The sequence below is a fragment of the Enterobacter sp. BIDMC109 genome, from assembly GCF_001037885.1.
Lineage (GTDB): Bacteria > Pseudomonadota > Gammaproteobacteria > Enterobacterales > Enterobacteriaceae > Enterobacter > Enterobacter hormaechei_C.
In genome coordinates, this window is the sequence record NZ_KQ090002.1 from 3,010,223 (window position 1) to 3,027,289 (window position 17,067).

At 58.5% G+C, this 17,067-nt stretch carries 16 protein-coding genes; 6 read left to right on the top strand and 10 right to left on the bottom strand.

The genetic code is table 11. From position 1 onward, the window contains the following. The first annotated feature begins 16 nt into the window (after window positions 1-16). Complete coding sequence (bioA, locus tag SK62_RS14235) at window positions 17-1,324, top strand: adenosylmethionine--8-amino-7-oxononanoate transaminase (RefSeq protein ID WP_047718610.1); 1,308 nt, start codon at window positions 17-19, stop codon at window positions 1,322-1,324. A 47-nt stretch (window positions 1,325-1,371) separates the two neighbouring features. Then, the gene (locus SK62_RS14240) at window positions 1,372-1,848 is read left to right on the top strand and encodes a kinase inhibitor (RefSeq protein ID WP_003858531.1); all 477 of its coding nucleotides are present in this window, start codon (window positions 1,372-1,374) and stop codon (window positions 1,846-1,848) included. 103 nt (window positions 1,849-1,951) lie between these two features. On the opposite strand, the gene hutH is transcribed toward SK62_RS14240, so the two are convergent. The 5 genes from hutH to hutI all read right to left on the bottom strand — a co-directional run bounded on the left by hutH (window position 1,952) and on the right by hutI (window position 8,197). After that, on the bottom strand, window positions 1,952-3,472 hold the full coding sequence (gene hutH, locus SK62_RS14245; protein ID WP_023303326.1) for a histidine ammonia-lyase: 1,521 nt from the start codon (window positions 3,470-3,472) through the stop codon (window positions 1,952-1,954). Beyond that, the gene (hutU, locus tag SK62_RS14250; protein WP_032671286.1) at window positions 3,469-5,157 is read right to left on the bottom strand and encodes a urocanate hydratase; all 1,689 of its coding nucleotides are present in this window, start codon (window positions 5,155-5,157) and stop codon (window positions 3,469-3,471) included. The genes hutH and hutU overlap by 4 nt, the downstream gene beginning before the upstream one ends. A 127-nt stretch (window positions 5,158-5,284) precedes the next feature. Beyond that, a complete protein-coding gene (locus SK62_RS14255) occupies window positions 5,285-6,019 on the bottom strand; it encodes a histidine utilization repressor (protein WP_017384945.1) in 735 nt (244 codons plus the stop codon). Between the two features lie 19 nt (window positions 6,020-6,038). Beyond that, complete coding sequence (gene hutG, locus SK62_RS14260) at window positions 6,039-6,977, bottom strand: formimidoylglutamase (protein ID WP_015571092.1); 939 nt, start codon at window positions 6,975-6,977, stop codon at window positions 6,039-6,041. Further along, window positions 6,974-8,197 carry an imidazolonepropionase gene (hutI, locus tag SK62_RS14265; protein ID WP_047718611.1) on the bottom strand — a complete coding sequence of 408 codons (1,224 nt, stop codon included), beginning with the start codon at window positions 8,195-8,197 and terminating at the stop codon, window positions 6,974-6,976. Before hutI ends, hutG begins: the two co-directional genes overlap by 4 nt. Before the next feature lie 223 nt (window positions 8,198-8,420). Between hutI and SK62_RS14270 the strand changes: the two genes are divergently transcribed. Further along, a complete protein-coding gene (locus SK62_RS14270; RefSeq protein WP_023296146.1) occupies window positions 8,421-9,704 on the top strand; it encodes a putative acyl-CoA thioester hydrolase in 1,284 nt (427 codons plus the stop codon). 103 nt (window positions 9,705-9,807) lie between these two features. Here SK62_RS14270 and pgl read toward each other — a convergent pair whose 3' ends face one another. Then, complete coding sequence (gene pgl, locus SK62_RS14275; protein ID WP_015571095.1) at window positions 9,808-10,803, bottom strand: 6-phosphogluconolactonase; 996 nt, start codon at window positions 10,801-10,803, stop codon at window positions 9,808-9,810. Between the two features lie 119 nt (window positions 10,804-10,922). Between pgl and SK62_RS14280 the strand changes: the two genes are divergently transcribed. Further along, window positions 10,923-11,741 carry a pyridoxal phosphatase gene (locus SK62_RS14280; RefSeq protein WP_017384949.1) on the top strand — a complete coding sequence of 273 codons (819 nt, stop codon included), beginning with the start codon at window positions 10,923-10,925 and terminating at the stop codon, window positions 11,739-11,741. On the opposite strand, the gene modC is transcribed toward SK62_RS14280, so the two are convergent. The 4 genes from modC to SK62_RS14300 form a co-directional block, all read right to left on the bottom strand. Further along, entirely contained in the window at window positions 11,742-12,800 is a 1,059-nt protein-coding gene (modC, locus tag SK62_RS14285; RefSeq protein WP_023303318.1) for a molybdenum ABC transporter ATP-binding protein ModC, read from the bottom strand. Next, complete coding sequence (modB, locus tag SK62_RS14290) at window positions 12,800-13,492, bottom strand: molybdate ABC transporter permease subunit (RefSeq protein ID WP_015571097.1); 693 nt, start codon at window positions 13,490-13,492, stop codon at window positions 12,800-12,802. The genes modC and modB overlap by 1 nt, the downstream gene beginning before the upstream one ends. Beyond that, the gene (gene modA / locus SK62_RS14295; RefSeq protein ID WP_047718612.1) at window positions 13,489-14,265 is read right to left on the bottom strand and encodes a molybdate ABC transporter substrate-binding protein; all 777 of its coding nucleotides are present in this window, start codon (window positions 14,263-14,265) and stop codon (window positions 13,489-13,491) included. Before modA ends, modB begins: the two co-directional genes overlap by 4 nt. Window positions 14,266-14,443: 178 nt before the next feature. Beyond that, on the bottom strand, window positions 14,444-14,596 hold the full coding sequence (locus SK62_RS14300; protein WP_003858549.1) for an AcrZ family multidrug efflux pump-associated protein: 153 nt from the start codon (window positions 14,594-14,596) through the stop codon (window positions 14,444-14,446). Window positions 14,597-14,723: 127 nt separating this feature from the next. On the opposite strand from SK62_RS14300, the gene modE reads away from it, so the two are divergent. Together modE and modF are read left to right on the top strand one after the other, a co-directional pair. Then, a complete protein-coding gene (modE, locus tag SK62_RS14305; RefSeq protein ID WP_047053052.1) occupies window positions 14,724-15,512 on the top strand; it encodes a molybdenum-dependent transcriptional regulator in 789 nt (262 codons plus the stop codon). Window positions 15,513-15,579: 67 nt separating this feature from the next. Then, window positions 15,580-17,052 (top strand): molybdate ABC transporter ATP-binding protein ModF, encoded by a 1,473-nt coding sequence (modF, locus tag SK62_RS14310; protein WP_017384953.1) that lies wholly within the window; start codon window positions 15,580-15,582, stop codon window positions 17,050-17,052. The last annotated feature ends 15 nt before the right edge of the window (window positions 17,053-17,067 follow it).

The window sequence follows — 17,067 nt, forward strand, 5'->3', positions numbered from 1 at the left end:
CCTAAAACTTTTCAAAATGGTTTACAAGTCGATTATGACCCAGGACGATCTCGCCTTCGACAAGCAGCATATCTGGCACCCTTACACCTCCACGACCCGCCCCCTTCCCGTCTATCCGGTAGCCTCGGCCCACGGCTGCGAGCTGCATCTTGCCAGCGGCGAGCGGCTTGTTGACGGGATGTCCTCCTGGTGGGCGGCGATCCATGGCTACAACCACCCGCGACTGAACGCGGCGATGAAAGCGCAGATTGACCAGATGTCACACGTGATGTTTGGCGGGATCACGCATCAGCCCGCGGTGGATTTATGCCGTCGCCTGGTAGCGATGACGCCTGAATCGCTGGAGTGCGTTTTCCTGGCCGACTCCGGCTCGGTGGCCGTGGAAGTGGCGATGAAAATGGCGTTGCAGTACTGGCATGCGAAGGGCGAAACGCGCCAGCGGTTCCTTACCTTCCGCAACGGCTATCACGGCGACACTTTCGGCGCGATGTCGGTATGTGATCCGGACAACTCCATGCACAGCCTGTGGAAAGGCTATCTGCCGGAAAACCTGTTTGCGCCAGCCCCGCAGAGCCGCTTCGACGGCGAATGGGACGAGATGGACATGGTGGGCTTCGCGCGGCTGATGGCGGCCCATCGCCACGAGATTGCCGCCGTTATTCTCGAACCGATTGTGCAGGGCGCGGGCGGAATGCGGATGTACCATCCCGAGTGGCTGAAGCGCATTCGCAAGATGTGCGACCGCGAAGGGATCCTGCTGATTGCCGATGAGATCGCCACCGGCTTTGGCCGCACCGGAAAGCTGTTCGCCTGCGAGCATGCGGGGATCGCGCCGGATATTTTGTGCCTGGGGAAAGCGCTCACCGGCGGCACCATGACGCTCTCCGCCACGCTTACCACCCGCCAGGTTGCCGATACCATCAGCGACGGCGACGCGGGCTGCTTTATGCACGGCCCGACGTTTATGGGCAACCCGCTGGCCTGCGCCGTGGCAAGCGAAAGCCTCGCCATTCTGGAAAGCGGCGCATGGCAGACGCAGGTGGCGGCGATTGAGGCGCAGCTGAAGCAGCAGTTAAGCGCGGCGGCGGAGGCGGAATACGTCGCGGACGTCCGCGTACTGGGCGCCATCGGGGTAATCGAGACAACGCATCAGGTGAACATGGCCGCGTTGCAGCGCTTCTTCGTTTACCAGGGCGTGTGGGTGCGACCTTTCGGTAAGCTGATTTACCTCATGCCGCCGTACAGCATTTCTGCGGATCAGCTCCGCAAGCTGACCGGGGCAGTGGTTGAAGCCGTTAACACTTCAGCGCATTTCGCGATTTAACCCCATGCGTTACACTTTCTGAATGAGTGAGTAACGAGGGAAATCGGATGAAAATCATCAGTAAAGATTTGCGCGACGGCGAAAAGCTGCCGGAACGTCACGTGTTTAACGGGATGGGTTATCAGGGGGATAATATCTCTCCCCATCTGGCGTGGGACGATGTGCCAGCGGGAACCAAAAGTTTTGTCGTGACCTGCTACGATCCGGATGCGCCAACCGGGTCGGGCTGGTGGCACTGGATCGTGGCAAACCTGCCCGCCGACACGCGCGTGCTGCCGCAGGGCTCCGGTTCCGATCTGGTTGCTCTGCCTGACGGTGCGATTCAGACGCGCACTGACTTTGGCAAAGCGGGCTACGGCGGCGCGGCGCCGCCAAAAGGGGAAACGCACCGCTATATCTTCACCGTGCACGCGCTGGATGTGGACAAGATTGAGGTCGACGAAGGGGCGAGCGGCGCGATGGTAGGCTTTAACGTGCATTTCCATTCGCTGGGCAGCGCGTCGATTACGGCGATGTATTCGTAATCGTGCGGGCTGATACCCTCACCCCGGCCCTCTCCCGCAGGGAGAGGGAGAAAACCTAACAATTCCCTCTCCCTGTGGGAGAGGGTTAGGGTGAGGGTAAAAATCACAGCACCGAAGGTAACAGCCCCACCAGCCGACCTTCCTCCAGAAGCTGCATCGCCTTATCAATATCCGGCGCAAAGAAGCGGTCGTCATCGTAGTGCGTAACGTGCTCGCGCAGTTCCTGGCGCGCCTGCTCCAGCAGCGGGCTGGATTTTAGCCCTTCGCGCAAATCAATACCCTGACACGCCGCCAGCCACTCCACCGCCAGCACGCCGCGGGTGTTAGAGGCCATCTCCCAGAGGCGACGCCCGGCAGCCGGGGCCATCGAAACGTGATCTTCCTGGTTGGCTGAGGTTGGCAGGCTGTCCACGCTGTGCGGATGCGACAGGGCTTTGTTCTCGCTTGCCAGTGCCGCGGCGGTGACCTGGGCTATCATGAAGCCCGAGTTCACGCCGCCGTTGCGCACCAGGAATGGCGGCAGCTGGGACATGTGCTTATCCATCATCAGCGCGATTCGACGCTCAGACAACGCCCCGATTTCGGCAATCGCCAGGGCGATATTATCTGCGGCCATCGCCACCGGCTCGGCGTGGAAGTTACCGCCAGAAACCACCTCGTTTTCCTGAGCAAATACCAGTGGGTTATCGGACACCGCATTGGCCTCCACCAGCAGCACTTCTGCCGCCTGGCGCAGCTGCGTCAGGCATGCGCCCATCACCTGCGGCTGGCAGCGCAGGGAATACGGATCCTGCACCTTCTCACAGTTGTGATGCGAATCGGCAATGTCGCTGGTATCGGTAAGTACGTGGCGGTACATGGCAGCGGCATCAATCTGCCCGCGCTGGCCGCGCACCTCGTGGATGCGGGCATCGAACGGACGACGCGAGCCGAGCACCGCCTCAGTGGTCAGTGCACCGCACACCACCGCCGAGGCGAACAGATCTTCCGCTTCAAACAGACCGCGCAGCGCGAAAGCGGTCGACGCCTGCGTGCCGTTGAGCAGCGCCAGCCCCTCTTTTGCCGCGAGGGTGATCGGCGTTAAGCCAGCTTTTTTCAGCGCCTCTTTCGCAGGCAGCCACTCCCCTTGCCAGCGCGCCTGGCCTTCACCCAGCAGGAGCAGCGACATATGCGCCAGCGGCGCCAGATCGCCGGAGGCGCCGACGGAGCCCTTCGCCGGGATCCACGGATAAACTTCCGCATTGACCAGCGCCATCAGCGCCTGGATCACGCTCAGACGAATGCCGGAAAACCCACGCGCCAGGCTGTTGATTTTCAACACCATCATCAGGCGGACGATCTCATCGTCCAGCGGCTGGCCAACCCCCGCCGCGTGCGACAGCACCAGCGAACGCTGTAAATTCTCCAGATCGTGCGTGGCGATGCGGGTCTGCGCCAGCAGGCCAAACCCGGTGTTGATGCCGTAGGCGGTGCGCCCCTCCGCCACAATCGCCTCCACGCAGGCCACGCTGTCGTTAATGGCACGGTGGGCGCTTTCATCAAGGGAGAGTGTCACCGGATGACGCCAGACGTGACGCAGCTGTTTGAGCGTCAGCGAGCCGGGAGTAAGTGTTAACGCGTTCATGCAGGCTTTCCTTGTGTGGCGGGGATCATCGGCAGGTTCAGGCCCTGCTCTTTGGCACAATCAATGGCAATCTCGTAACCCGCATCCGCGTGACGCATCACGCCGGTTGCCGGGTCGTTGTGCAGCACGCGAGCGATACGCGCGGCCGCTTCATCAGTTCCGTCACAGACGATGACCATCCCGGAGTGCTGGGAGAAGCCCATCCCGACGCCGCCGCCGTGGTGCAGCGACACCCAGGTCGCGCCGCTGGCGGTGTTCAGCAGGGCATTCAGCAGCGGCCAGTCGGAGACCGCATCCGAGCCGTCGCGCATGGCTTCGGTTTCACGGTTCGGACTGGCGACAGAGCCGGAGTCCAGGTGGTCGCGGCCAATGACGATCGGCGCGGAGACTTCGCCGCTGCGCACCATTTCGTTAAAGGCGAGGCCGAGTTTTTGCCGCCACTCCAGCCCGACCCAGCAGATACGCGCCGGCAGGCCCTGGAAGTTAATGCGTTCGCGCGCCATATCCAGCCAGCGATGCAGGTGTTCGTCATCGGCGACAATCTCTTTCACTCTGGCGTCGGTTTTGTAGATATCCTCCGGGTCGCCGGACAGGGCAACCCAGCGGAATGGCCCAATGCCGCGGCAGAACAGAGGACGAATATAGGCGGGCACGAAGCCGGGGAAGTCAAAGGCGTTAGTCACCCCCATCTCTTTCGCCATCTGGCGGATGTTATTCCCGTAATCAAAGGTCGGAATACCCATCTTACTGAAGGCCAGCATCGCGGAGACGTGTTCCGCCATGGCGCGTTTGGCCGCCAGTACCGTGCCCTCAGGATCGGTTTCCGCTTTTTGCTGGTAGTCTTCCCACGTCCAGCCTTTTGGCAGATAGCCGTGGAGCGGATCGTGAGCGCTGGTCTGGTCGGTGACCAGGTCCGGACGCACGCCGCGCGCCACCAGTTCCGGCAGAATATCCGCCGCGTTGCCGCACAGGGCAACCGAAACGGCTTTGCCTTCAGCGGTGTACTTTTTGATGCGCGCCAGCGCGTCATCGAGGTTGTCGGCCTGTTCATCGACATAGCGGGTACGCAGACGGAAATCGATGCGGCTCTGCTGGCACTCAATGTTCAGGGAGCACGCGCCCGCCAGCGTCGCGGCCAGCGGCTGCGCGCCGCCCATGCCGCCCAGTCCGGCGGTGAGAACCCAGCGGCCTTTCAGTGATCCGTTATAGTGCTGACGGCCCGCTTCCACGAAGGTTTCATACGTGCCCTGCACAATCCCCTGGCTGCCGATGTAGATCCAGCTACCCGCGGTCATCTGGCCGTACATGGCCAGCCCTTTTGCGTCCAGCTCGTTGAAGTGTTCCCACGTTGCCCAGTGCGGCACCAGGTTGGAGTTGGCAATCAGCACGCGGGGCGCATTTTTATGGGTTTTGAATACGCCAACCGGTTTGCCGGATTGCACCAGCAGCGTTTCGTCGTTTTCGAGATTCGTCAAAGACTCAACAATCGCGTCATAGCACGCCCAGTTGCGCGCGGCGCGGCCAATGCCGCCATAGACCACCAGCTCGTGGGGATTTTCTGCTACCTCAGGATCAAGGTTGTTCATCAACATGCGCAGCGGTGCTTCGGTGAGCCAGCTTTTTGCGGTGAGCGTGGTGCCGCGCGCGGCGCGGACATCCTGCTTGCGGTATTTATCTGACGACATTGTGTGTTCCTCATAAGGGACAGGTGATGCATTTAGATATACTTGTATAGACAAGCACACACAAGGTCGGATTTAACAAAAAAGATACAATTTTGCTATATTGCGTTAGCGATCACGCTTATAAAACTTATGACATAAAGTGGCCCTGCAACCGGTAGCGATTCCCCGGGAATAGCAGCTTCGCATGCGACACAATTTGCGAGGACGACCAGGTACGACGGCGGATCAGCAGACAGGGATCGTGCTCTTTAATACGCAACAGCTCGCACTCCTGCGGCGTGGCGCGCACGGCTTCCACGATATGCTCCCCTTCCGTCAGCGGGGCGACGAGCGAGAGATACGCATGCGGTGTGGTTTGGGTGTAATCCTGGCTCAGGTAATCCGGTATCCGCTCCGCGTTGACGCAGCGATCTTCAATCTGGACCGGAATGTCGTTCTCATAATGCACCATCACCGAATGGAAAATCCGGGTGCCCTCGGTAACGTTCAGCTCGATGGCTTGTTCGGCGCTGGCCTGCGTCTCTTCAAGCACCAGCACCTCGCAGTGGTGCTGATGGTTGCGGGCGGCAATTTCATCGGCAATGCTGCGGATTTCAAACAGCGCCGACTGTCCTTTTGGCTCGGCGACAAAGGTTCCGACACCCTGCAAACGCACCAGCAACCCTTCATCGGTCAGTTCACGCAGTGCGCGGTTGATGGTCATTCGGCTAAAGCCAAACTGCGCCACCAGCTCGGCCTCGGACGGAATGCGGTCGTGCGGGCGCCAGACGCCGGCGGCGATTTTTTCGCTGATCGCCTGCTTCACCTTTTCGTAAAAAGGCGCGGGAGGGCTCGGCTGCGGCAGGGGCGAGCGTGAAAACATCATGACTCCTTGAATGTTGTTATGCCCACCAGTGAGCAATTTGCCAGGCCAGTCGGGCGGCGAGCTTAGCGCCCTGACCGTCCCGATCGTAGTGCGGATTGAATTCCACCAGATCCGCCGCCTGTAGTTTACCGCTTCGGCAGATACGCTCAATCACCGGGAACAGATCCAGCGCCGGGATCCCCAACGCCGCAGGGGCGGACACGGCGGGCATTTCTGCGGCAGGCAGCACATCAAGGTCAACGGTGAGATAAACCCGGTCTGCCTGCGCAAGCACGCTATCCAGCGCGGATAGCGCATCCCGGCGAAAATCGAGATCTTCAACCAGCGTCACGTTCAACCGCTCAGCTTCCTCCCACAGCGCCTGAGTATTCGCCGCACGGCTTACCCCCAGGCAGGCGTAGTGAAACACCCGCGACTGAGACGCGCAGTAGTGCGCCAGCTGGCGGAACGGCGTGCCGGACGTTGCCCGTTCGGCCTTGCGTAAATCGAGGTGCGCATCCAGGTTGATCACCGCAAGGCGATCGTTCGGAAAGGCGTCCAGCACGCCGCGCCCGTGCGCCCAGGCGGTTTCATGTCCACCACCGAAAACCAGAGTACGCATCCCGGATTGCTGGCACGCGGTTATGGCCTCGCTCAGCGCCTGCTGTGCCGCCTCCAGCGCGTGGCCTTCAACATAAATAGCGCCCATATCCACGAGGCGCGCATGCCCCTGATGGCTCGCCATATTCGCCAGCGCGCCACGCAACACATCGGGCGCCTGTGCAGCACCGGGCCTGCCCTGGTTACGCTTAACCCCTTCATCACATTCAAAGCCCAGCAGGGCGATGCCTGACGGCGCGGGAGAAAAGTGTTCGCGCTGCTGTATGGTCTGGAAGAGACGTTTCGCGGTGCTGGACTCGGCGCTGTCGTCACGACCCTGCCAGACCTGCGGTGAGACGGGATGCCACAGTTTCATGCTACCTGCCCCCGAAACACGCGTTGATACATAGGATTCCGCCCCGGCTCGTAAACCATCTCAACCGGATGATTCGCCTCCCAGACGACGAAATCAGCCACATAACCGGGCTTTAACTGCCCGTGCGTCGCACCACGTCCTAGCGCCTGCGCCGCATGCCGCGTCACGCCAGCCCAGGCCTCTTCCGGCGTGAGGCCAAACTGGACGCAGGCCATGTTCATTGCCAGATGCAGGCTGGCAAACGGGCTGGTGCCCGGATTGTAGTCGGTAGCCACCGCCATCGGCACGCCCTGCTCTCTCAGCTGCGCCACCGGTGGACGCTGGCGCTCCTGAAGAAAATAGAACGCGCCGGGGAGCAATACCGCCACCGTGCCGCTTTGCGCCATCGCCTGAATACCTTCATCATCAAGATACTCAATATGATCGGCCGACAGCCCTTTATACTGGCTGACCAGCGCCGCGCCGCCGAGATTCGACAGTTGTTCTACATGCCCTTTTACCGGGATCCCGAGCGCGGCGGCGGCCCGGAACAGGCGCTCGGTTTGCGCCGGGGTAAAGCCGACGTTTTCACAAAACACGTCCACCGCTTCAAATAACTCTTTTTGCCACAGCGTGGGCATGATCTGCTCACAGACCAGCGCCAGATAGGCATCCGGATCCTGTCGGTACTCGGCAGGAACGGCGTGCGCGGCCAGCAGCGTCGGGCTGATATCGACCAGATTATTCAGGCTGAGCTGGCGGGCAACCAGCAGCATTTTCTCTTCGGCTTCGGCATTCAGTCCGTATCCCGATTTGATTTCAACGGTCGTTACGCCTTCATTCATCAGCCGCTGGAGTCGCTGCTGCGCCACCGTCAGGAGCGTTTCCGGCGAACTGTTGCGGGTGGCCGTGACCGTGGCGTTAATTCCGCCGCCCTGCGCGCTAATGGTCTGATATGACACGCCGTTAAGCCGTTGCTCCCATTCCGCTGCGCGATCGCCGCCGAACACCAGATGGGTGTGGCAATCGATCAGGCCGGGGGTAACCAGACGCCCGTCGAGATCGACACACTGACGATGCCCGGAGGGGATCCCGGATTCAGGAATAACGGCCAGAATCGTCTGGCCGCGCACAACGAGGGCATGTTGTTCTCTCAGGCCGTAGGGCTCCGCCTCACCTGTCGCCAGGGTTGCCAGTCGCGCATTTCGCCATATCACATCATCGGGATGAAGCTGCTGCATGTGCCTTCCACTTGTCATGGGTTGTATAGACATTTATTTTCATCTGCCGCCTGCTGTCAACCGCATTGGGGGAAAATGTTATTTATTTGTGATGACTTTCCCGTCGCCTGCGGGCAAAAATGCAACTTTTCCGGTTTTTATCTTCCCGTTTCGCTCAACTTAGTATAAAAAAGCAGGCTATTTCGTCTATCCAGATAAGACTTGCATACCCAGGAGCATTACCTTGAATATTTCCAGGATTTCCCGTCTGGCGTTGGCACTCGCCTTTGGCGTGACTTTATCCGCTTGCAGTTCAACACCACCGGATCAGCAACCTTCTGAGCAGGTTGCTCCGGGCACCGCTTCCCGTCCGATCCTGTCAGCGGCTGAAGCGAAGAACTTCACCCGTGCGCACTATTTCTCGGCGATGGATCCCAATGCAGCCCCGTGGACGCCTTCTTCTATTAACCTGCCGAAACAGCCAGACTTCGTTGTCGGCCCGGCCGGGGCAGAGGGCGTTACACACACCTCTATTCAGGCAGCCGTTGATGCCGCAATTACCAAACACAGCGCATCTCGTCAGTACATTGCCATCCTGCCGGGTGAATACGAAGGAACCGTTTATGTTCCGGCGGCACCGGGAAGCATTACGCTTTACGGCCTGGGCGAAAAAGCGGTCGACGTAAAAATTGGCCTGGCGATTGATTCAGAGATCGACAGCACCACCTGGCGCCATCTGGTGAACCCGGCCGGTAAATACATGCCAGGTAAACCGGCGTGGTATATGTTTGATAACTGCCAGCGCAAGCGTGCCGCCACCATTGGCGTGATGTGTTCGGCGGTATTCTGGTCACAGAACAATGGCCTGCAATTGCAGAACCTGACCATTCAGAACACCCTGGGCGACAGCGTTGACGCAGGTAATCATCAGGCCGTGGCGCTGCGTAGCGATGGCGACAAGGTACAGATTAACAACGTCAATATCCTGGGCCGCCAGAACACCTTCTTCGTGACCAACAGCGGCGTGCAGAATACCCTTCAGAACAACCGTCTGACGCGTACTCTGGTCACCAACAGCTACATTGAAGGCGACGTGGATATGGTCTCTGGCCGCGGCGCGGTGGTATTTGATAACACCGACTTTCGCGTGGTGAATTCACGTACGCAGCAGGAAGGTTACGTCTTTGCCCCGGCCACGCAGTCTAACCTGTTCTATGGCTTCCTGGCCGTGAATAGCCGCTTTACTGCTGCTGGCGATGGCGTGGCGCAGCTTGGTCGCTCGCTGGACGTGGACTCCGCCACTAACGGCCAGGTCGTGATCCGCGACAGCGTGATTAACGAAGGCTTTAACATGGCAAAACCGTGGGCGGATGCGGCGATCTCGAAACGTCCTTTCTCCGGCAACACCGGCACGGTGGATGAGAAAGACAACGTGCAGCGTAACCTGAATGACGCTAACTTTAACCGCATGTGGGAATATAACAACCGCGGTCTGGGTAGCAAAGTGGTTGCTGAGCCGAAGCAGTAAAATGCCTGCTGCCGGGTGGCGGCTGCGCCTTACCCGGCCTACCTCATGCATTAACCGCGCATAAAAAAACCTCGCATTTGCGAGGTTTTTTTTCGTCTACGGATCAATGAGCGTTAATCACAACCCACATCGGCCCTTGTCCGACCGCATAGCGTCCTTTCTCTTCCAGTAGACCCTGCACGCCCTGGATTTCATAGAGCGCAATGTGGTGGGATTTCTGCCCCGCCGCAATCAGGTATTTGCCGCTGTGATCGACATTAAAGCCGCGCGGCTGGGTTTCTGTCGGCTGGAAGCCTTCAACTGCCAGAACGCTGCCGTCTTCAGAGACGCTGAAGATGGTGATCAGACTGGAGGTACGGTCACAGGCATACAGGTGACGGCCATCCGGCGTAATGTGAATGTCTGCCGCCCAGCGTGTGTCGGAGAAATCAGATGGCATCATGTCCAGCGTCTGTACGCACTCGATCTGTCCATTAGGATCGTTCAGTTCCCACACGTCTACCGAGCTGTTCAGCTCGTTAACGACATAGGCATACTGCTGATTCGGGTGGAAGACCATGTGGCGCGGGCCTGCGCCTTCCACGGTGGTGACTTCCGCCGGGCTCTGCGCGACCAGATGGCCGTCATCGCTCAGGGTGAACAGGCAGATGCGGTCCTGCTTAAGCGCTGGCACCCACAGCGTGCGGTTGTCCGGCGAAATGTTGGCGGAGTGGCAACCTTCGAGCCCTTCTACCACGTCGACGGTTTCAACGGGAATACCGTCTTCCAGGCGGGTGACGCTCACGCAGCCTGCATTGTAGGAGCCGCTGAAGATAAAGTTGCCTTTATGGTCAGTGGAAATATGGGTCGGGCTGCCCGGCAGCGGGGCTTCTGCGGTATAGGTCAGCGCGCCGTCGTCCGGGGAGATGCGGTATGCCAGCACGCGGAATTCCGGGCGTACGCCGACATAAAGAAAACGTTTATCCGGGCTGACGACCATCGGCTGCACCTGGCCTGGCACATCAACAACCTGAACCAGCGTAAGCGAACCTTCTGTATTCAAACGCCAGACATGGATCTGCTGACTTTCAGGACTGGCGGTATAAACGGTTTGTTTCATGAATACTCCTGATTATTTTTAACGGTGAATGCTGAATTGTAGTCCGGGATTTTGCAGGGTTCCGCTCTCGGTGTACCATCCCGACAGACCTTAAATTCAACATTAACCCGGAAGAAAAAATGACCTCGCGAGTGATTGCCCTGGATTTAGACGGAACACTGCTTACCCCTCAGAAAACCCTGCTCCCCTCTTCTCTTGAGGCCCTCAAACGAGCCCAGGAAGCGGGGTATCAACTTCTCATCGTAACGGGTAGACATCACGTAGCCATTCATCCTTTTTATCAGGCACTGGGCTTAGATACACCTGCAATTTGTTGTAATGGCACCTATTTGTATGATTATCAGGCAAAAAAGGTTTTAGCCTCCGATCCGCTTCCCGTTACGCAGGCGCTGCAATTGATTGATTTACTGGATGAGCATGCCATTCACGGCCTGATGTATGTGGACAACGCCATGGTGTATGAACGCCCTACCGGCCATGTGATCCGCACCAGCAACTGGGCTCTGTCTCTGCCGGAAGCGCAGCGTCCGGTGTTCACTCAGGTTTCCTCCCTGCGCCAGGCCGCGGAAGACGTCGACGCAATCTGGAAATTTGCCCTGACCGATGAAGACACCGCCAAACTGAATACTTTCGCAAAACATGTCGAGCATACGTTGGGTCTGGAATGTGAATGGTCCTGGCACGATCAGGTGGATATCGCCCGCAAAGGCAACAGCAAAGGAAAGCGTCTGACCCAGTTCGTTGAATCGCAGGGCGGATCAATGCAGGACGTAATTGCCTTCGGCGATAACTATAACGACATCAGCATGCTGGAAGCGTCCGGAACGGGCGTGGCGATGGGTAATGCCGATGACGCGGTGAAAGCGCGCGCTGACGTGGTGATTGGCGATAACACCACCGACAGCATCGCGCAGTATATTTATACCCACCTGCTGTAATCAGGCGGTGATGGAGACGCTCTTGATTTGCGCGTAAAGCCACAGGCCAGGCTTGATGCCCAGCTCATCCCTGGCCCACGGGCTGATGCGCGCCCACAGCGTTCTGCTGCCCACTTCCAGCTGCACTTCCACCTGGCCGTTATCATCAAAACACTGCGCTACTTTTGCGCGCAAAATATTGCGGATACTGGTTTGCAGCGGCGGTTGCAGGACCAGAGAGACATCCGACGCCTGAATGCGGATCCGTAACGTGGACTGAATCGGCGTATCGATTTTATTCACCCACAAATGCTGATCGCCCAGCGCCAGCGCAGTCATCGCGTAGTGCGGATGGTGCTCCAGCACGCTCACCTTCAGAATGCTGCTCTGCTGCTCCTTTGGCAGCCATGGATGCATAACGCTGCTGCCCCACACCTCCTCCAGATTGCCGAATGCCTTCACCCTGCCCGCTTCCAGCACCAGCACTTTGTCGGCCAGATGTAAGATCTCATCCAGCGAATGGCTGACGTAGAGCATGGGCACGTTGATTTCCCGCGCCAGACGTTGCAGATACGGCAGCAGCTCGCGCTTGCGCGGAATATCCAGCGAGGCCAGCGGCTCATCCAGCAGCAACAGTTCCGGCGCGGTTAACAGGGCGCGGCCAATCGCCACGCGCTGTTTTTCACCACCCGACAGCGACGACGGCAGACGATCCAGCAGCGGTTCGATGCCCAGCAGCGCCACCAGCTTATCGAACTGTCCGGCCATGCTTTTTGCCATGCCGTAACGCAGGTTCCCGCGTACGCTGTAGTGCGGGAACAGGCGCGCATCCTGAAACACATAGCCGATGCGACGTTTGTCCGGTGACAGGCAGACCTTCTTCTCCGCGTCATTCAAGACGCGGTTATTTAACACAATACGGCCAGACTGGGGACGCGTCAGGCCGCTAATCGCATTAATCAGCGACGTTTTCCCCGCCCCGGACACGCCAAAAATGGCGGTGATACCGCTGGCAGGCAGCGTTTCGTTCAGCGTCAGCGTGTGGCTGCCCAGGGTTTGCGTAAAGTTGAGTTCCAGCATCACGGTTTCCCCATCCGTTCACGGCTGAGGCGCGCCAGCCACTCAGACACCAGCAGCGAGACCAGAGCGAGCACAATTGAAATAATACACAGCCGGGCCGCCGCACCTTCGCCGCCTGGGGTCTGAATCAGGGTATACATGGCCGACGGGATGGTCCGCGTCTCGCCGGGAATGTTCGACACAAAGGTGATGGTCGCGCCAAACTCACCCAGCGAGCGGGCGAAGGCTAACACCGTACCGACGATAATGCCCGGTAACGTCAGCGGAAGCGTAATGGTCAGGAATACCCGCCAGCGGCCTGCGCCCAGCGTGCGGGCGGCCTGTTCTAACCGAGTATCCACCCCTTCCAGCGCCAGACGGATAGCGCGCACCATCAGCGGGAAGGACATCACCGCCGCGGCCAGAACCGCGCCGCGCCAGCTGAAAGCAAAGGTCAGGCCGAACCAGTCGTACAGCCATTCGCCGATAAAGCCGCGTCGACCCATGGAGATCAGCAGCAGATATCCGACCACCACAGGCGGTAAGACAAGCGGAAGATGGAGAACACTGTCGAGCAGGGCTTTGCCTGGAAACTTCACGCGAACCAGTAACCAGGCAAAGAACACCCCAAAGGGCAAACTCAGCGCAACCGCCAGGGAAGAGACTTTCAGGCTCAGCAGCACGGCCTGCCATTCAGGTTCGGTCAATATCATTCGTGAGTCGTAAATCCGTAACGTTTAAAGATCGCGGACGCTTCCGGCCCCTTCAGGTAGTCAACGAAGGCCGTCACGCTCGCATTTTTATGTCCATCAACTATCGCAACAGGATATTCCACTTTCTTATGCGAGTCTTCCGGGAAGGTGCCTACCACCTTCACACCTTTACTGGCGACGGCATCGGAGCCGTAAACGATCCCGAGTGGCGCTTCGTTACGCTCCACCAGCGCCAGCGCGCCACGCACATCTTCTGCGGGAGCCAGCTTCGGCGATAAGGTCTCCCACGCGCCCAGTTTTTGTAGCGCTTCTTTCGCATAAATCCCGGCAGGAACATGCTCCGGATCGCCTACCGCCAGACGGCCACCGTTGAGCAGCCGGGTCCAGTCCGTCTGTTTGTTGATGGCGATGTCGTCCTGCTTGCTGTTTGCGGGCGCGACCACCACCAGGCTATTTCCCAGCAGCGTTTCGCGGGTAGCCGTATCAACAGCTTTTTTCTCCACCGCGTAATCCATCCATTTCTGATCGGCAGAGATGAACAGATCCGCGGGCGCCCCCGCTTCAATCTGGCGGGCCAGCGTGGATGAGGAGGCAAACGACGAGACCACCTCGACGTTTTTCTCTTTTTTGTATACCGCAGCAATATCCTGCATCGCGTTAGTCAGCGACGCCGCCGCAAAGACCGTGATTTTTCCTTCATCCGCCAGTGCGTGGGCGGTGAGTGAGAGAGTCAGCGTTGCCCCTGCGAAAAGGCGTACCCATGAACGTGCCATTTGAAGCTCCTGTGCGTGTCGTTATATACAAATAAATATAACGACATATCGCAGGCGTTCCTAGCGCTAAATCGTACCCATTAATGCGTAAACTCAAGGAACGTTGTAAAAGATATCGGCGGGAGAGGAATAAACTTGAGAGCAAAACGCCCGGGCTGGCCGGGCGTTTTGGAGGAAATCATTGCTGCTTTTTAGGCTGGTCACGACGATGACCAATGTTCGAAAAGACGTTGAACACTTCACCCAGGCCGTAGATGGCACCGAGGATGATAGCCATCACTACTGGCACCATGATTACCGCGAATACCAGACTTTTCAACAACTCTAACATGGTTTTCTCCAGATCTTGTGAACGGCTTATTCTACCCTGAAAAGTAAGAAAAACATCCCCTTTTGTGCGGTGCGCTTTCCGCCCCCGGGCATTTGGGTCACAATAGCCTTTTTGCCGGGACACTGTTATGCAGGCCGAAATTCTCCTCACCCTACGACTTCAGCAGAAGCTTTTCGCCGATCCGCGACGCATCGCCCTGTTAAAACAAATAGAACAAACTGGCTCGATTAGCCAGGGAGCCAAAAACACCGGCATCAGCTATAAAAGCGCCTGGGATGCGATTAACGACATGAACACCCTGAGCGAACATACGCTGGTTGAGCGCGCCACCGGCGGGAAAGGCGGCGGCGGCGCCGTGTTGACGCGTTATGGGCAACGTCTGATCCAGCTCTACGATTTACTGGCGCAGATCCAGCAAAAAGCATTTGATGTGCTGAGCGATGACGACAACCTGCCGCTGGACAGCCTGCTGGGCGCCATCTCCCGTTTCTCTTTGCAGACCAGCGCCCGCAACCAGTGGTTTGGTACGGTGACGGGGCGCGATCATTCGCAGGTGCAGGAGCATATAGAGATCCTGCTCGCGGACGGTACGACGCGCCTGAAAGCCGCCATCACCGCGCAAAGTGGTCAACGCCTTGGGCTGAACGAAGGTCAGGAGGTGCTGGTATTACTCAAAGCGCCCTGGATCAGCATCGCACTCAACCCTGAGCAGGCCGCAGAGGCCGACAACCAGCTACGCGGGCGTATCAGCCACATCGAGCGCGGCGCAGAACAATGTGAAGTGCTGATGACCCTGCCGGATGGACAGTTGCTCTGCGCCACCGTTCCGGTGAACGACGCGACCGAATTAGACGAAGGTGCTGTGGTGACCGCATATTTCAATGCAGACAGGGTAATTATCGCCACATTGTGCTAAGCGCATTGACAACCCTGCTTACACTGAGTATCCCTGACATCTGTTGCTGCAAAAAATGGGATAACACATGTCATCATTGCATATTTCGCAAGGCACGTTTCGTCTTAGTGATACCCGTACCCTATCGCTGCCAGAGTTAACCCTTCGCGCCGGAGAAAGCTGGGCATTTGTGGGCACGAATGGCAGCGGAAAATCCGCGCTGGCCCGCGCTCTGGCAGGCGAATTAACCCAACTGAAGGGTGAACGTCGGTGCACCTTTACCCGGCTGACGCGCCTTTCCTTCGAACAGCTGCAAAAGCTGGTCAGCGATGAGTGGCAGCGTAACAATACCGATTTGCTCAGCCCCGGCGAAGAAGATACCGGCCGCACGACGGCGGAAATTATCCAGGATGAGATAAAAGATCCTGCCCGCTGTCAGCAGCTGGCGGAGCAATTTGGCATTACCGCCCTGCTTAATCGCCGCTTTAAATACCTTTCAACCGGTGAAACGCGCAAAACGCTGCTGTGTCAGGCGCTGATGAGCGAGCCGGAACTCCTGATCCTGGATGAACCGTTTGACGGACTGGATGTGCAGTCCCGCGCGCAGCTGGCAGCGTTGCTGGCGTCGCTTAACCAGCAGGGATACACGCTTGTGCTGGTTCTTAACCGCTTTGATGAGATCCCGGATTTCGTACATTATGCGGGCGTGCTGGCGGACTGTAGCCTGACCGAAACCGGCGAGAAAGCCGTACTGCTTCGGCAGGCGCTGATTGCGCAGCTGGCCCACAGCGAGAAACTGGACGGTATTGCCCTGCCGGAGCCGGATGCGCCTTCAGCACGCCACGGGCTGGAGCCTGACCAGCCGCGCATTGTGCTGCGCGATGGGGTGGTTGCTTACGACGATCGCCCTATTCTTAATCACCTCAGCTGGACGGTTAATCCTGGTGAGCACTGGCAGATCGTCGGCCCCAACGGGGCGGGTAAATCCACGCTGCTGAGCCTGATCACCGGGGATCACCCGCAGGGATACAGCAACGATCTCACCCTGTTCGGCCGTCGCCGCGGCAGCGGGGAAACCATCTGGGATATCAAAAAGCACATCGGCTATGTCAGCAGCAGCCTGCATCTGGACTACCGGGTGAGCACCACGGTGCGAAACGTGATCCTCTCTGGCTTCTTCGACTCCATTGGTATTTATCAGGCGGTATCCGACAAGCAGCACAAGCTGGCGCAGCAGTGGCTGGATATTCTGGGTATGGATAACCGGGTCGCCGATGCGCCATTCCACAGCCTGTCGTGGGGGCAGCAGCGGCTGGCATTGATCGTCCGCGCGCTGGTCAAGCACCCTACGCTGCTGATTCTTGACGAACCGTTGCAGGGGCTGGATCCGCTCAACCGTCAGCTGATCCGCCGCTTTGTGGATGTCCTGATTAGCGAAGGTGAAACCCAGCTGCTGTTTGTGTCCCACCATGCTGAAGATGCCCCGTCCTGCATCACCCATCGGCTGGAATTTGTCCCTGACGGCGAGCAATACCGCTACCTGCTGAGCAAAATCGATTAACACATGGAGGGCGCT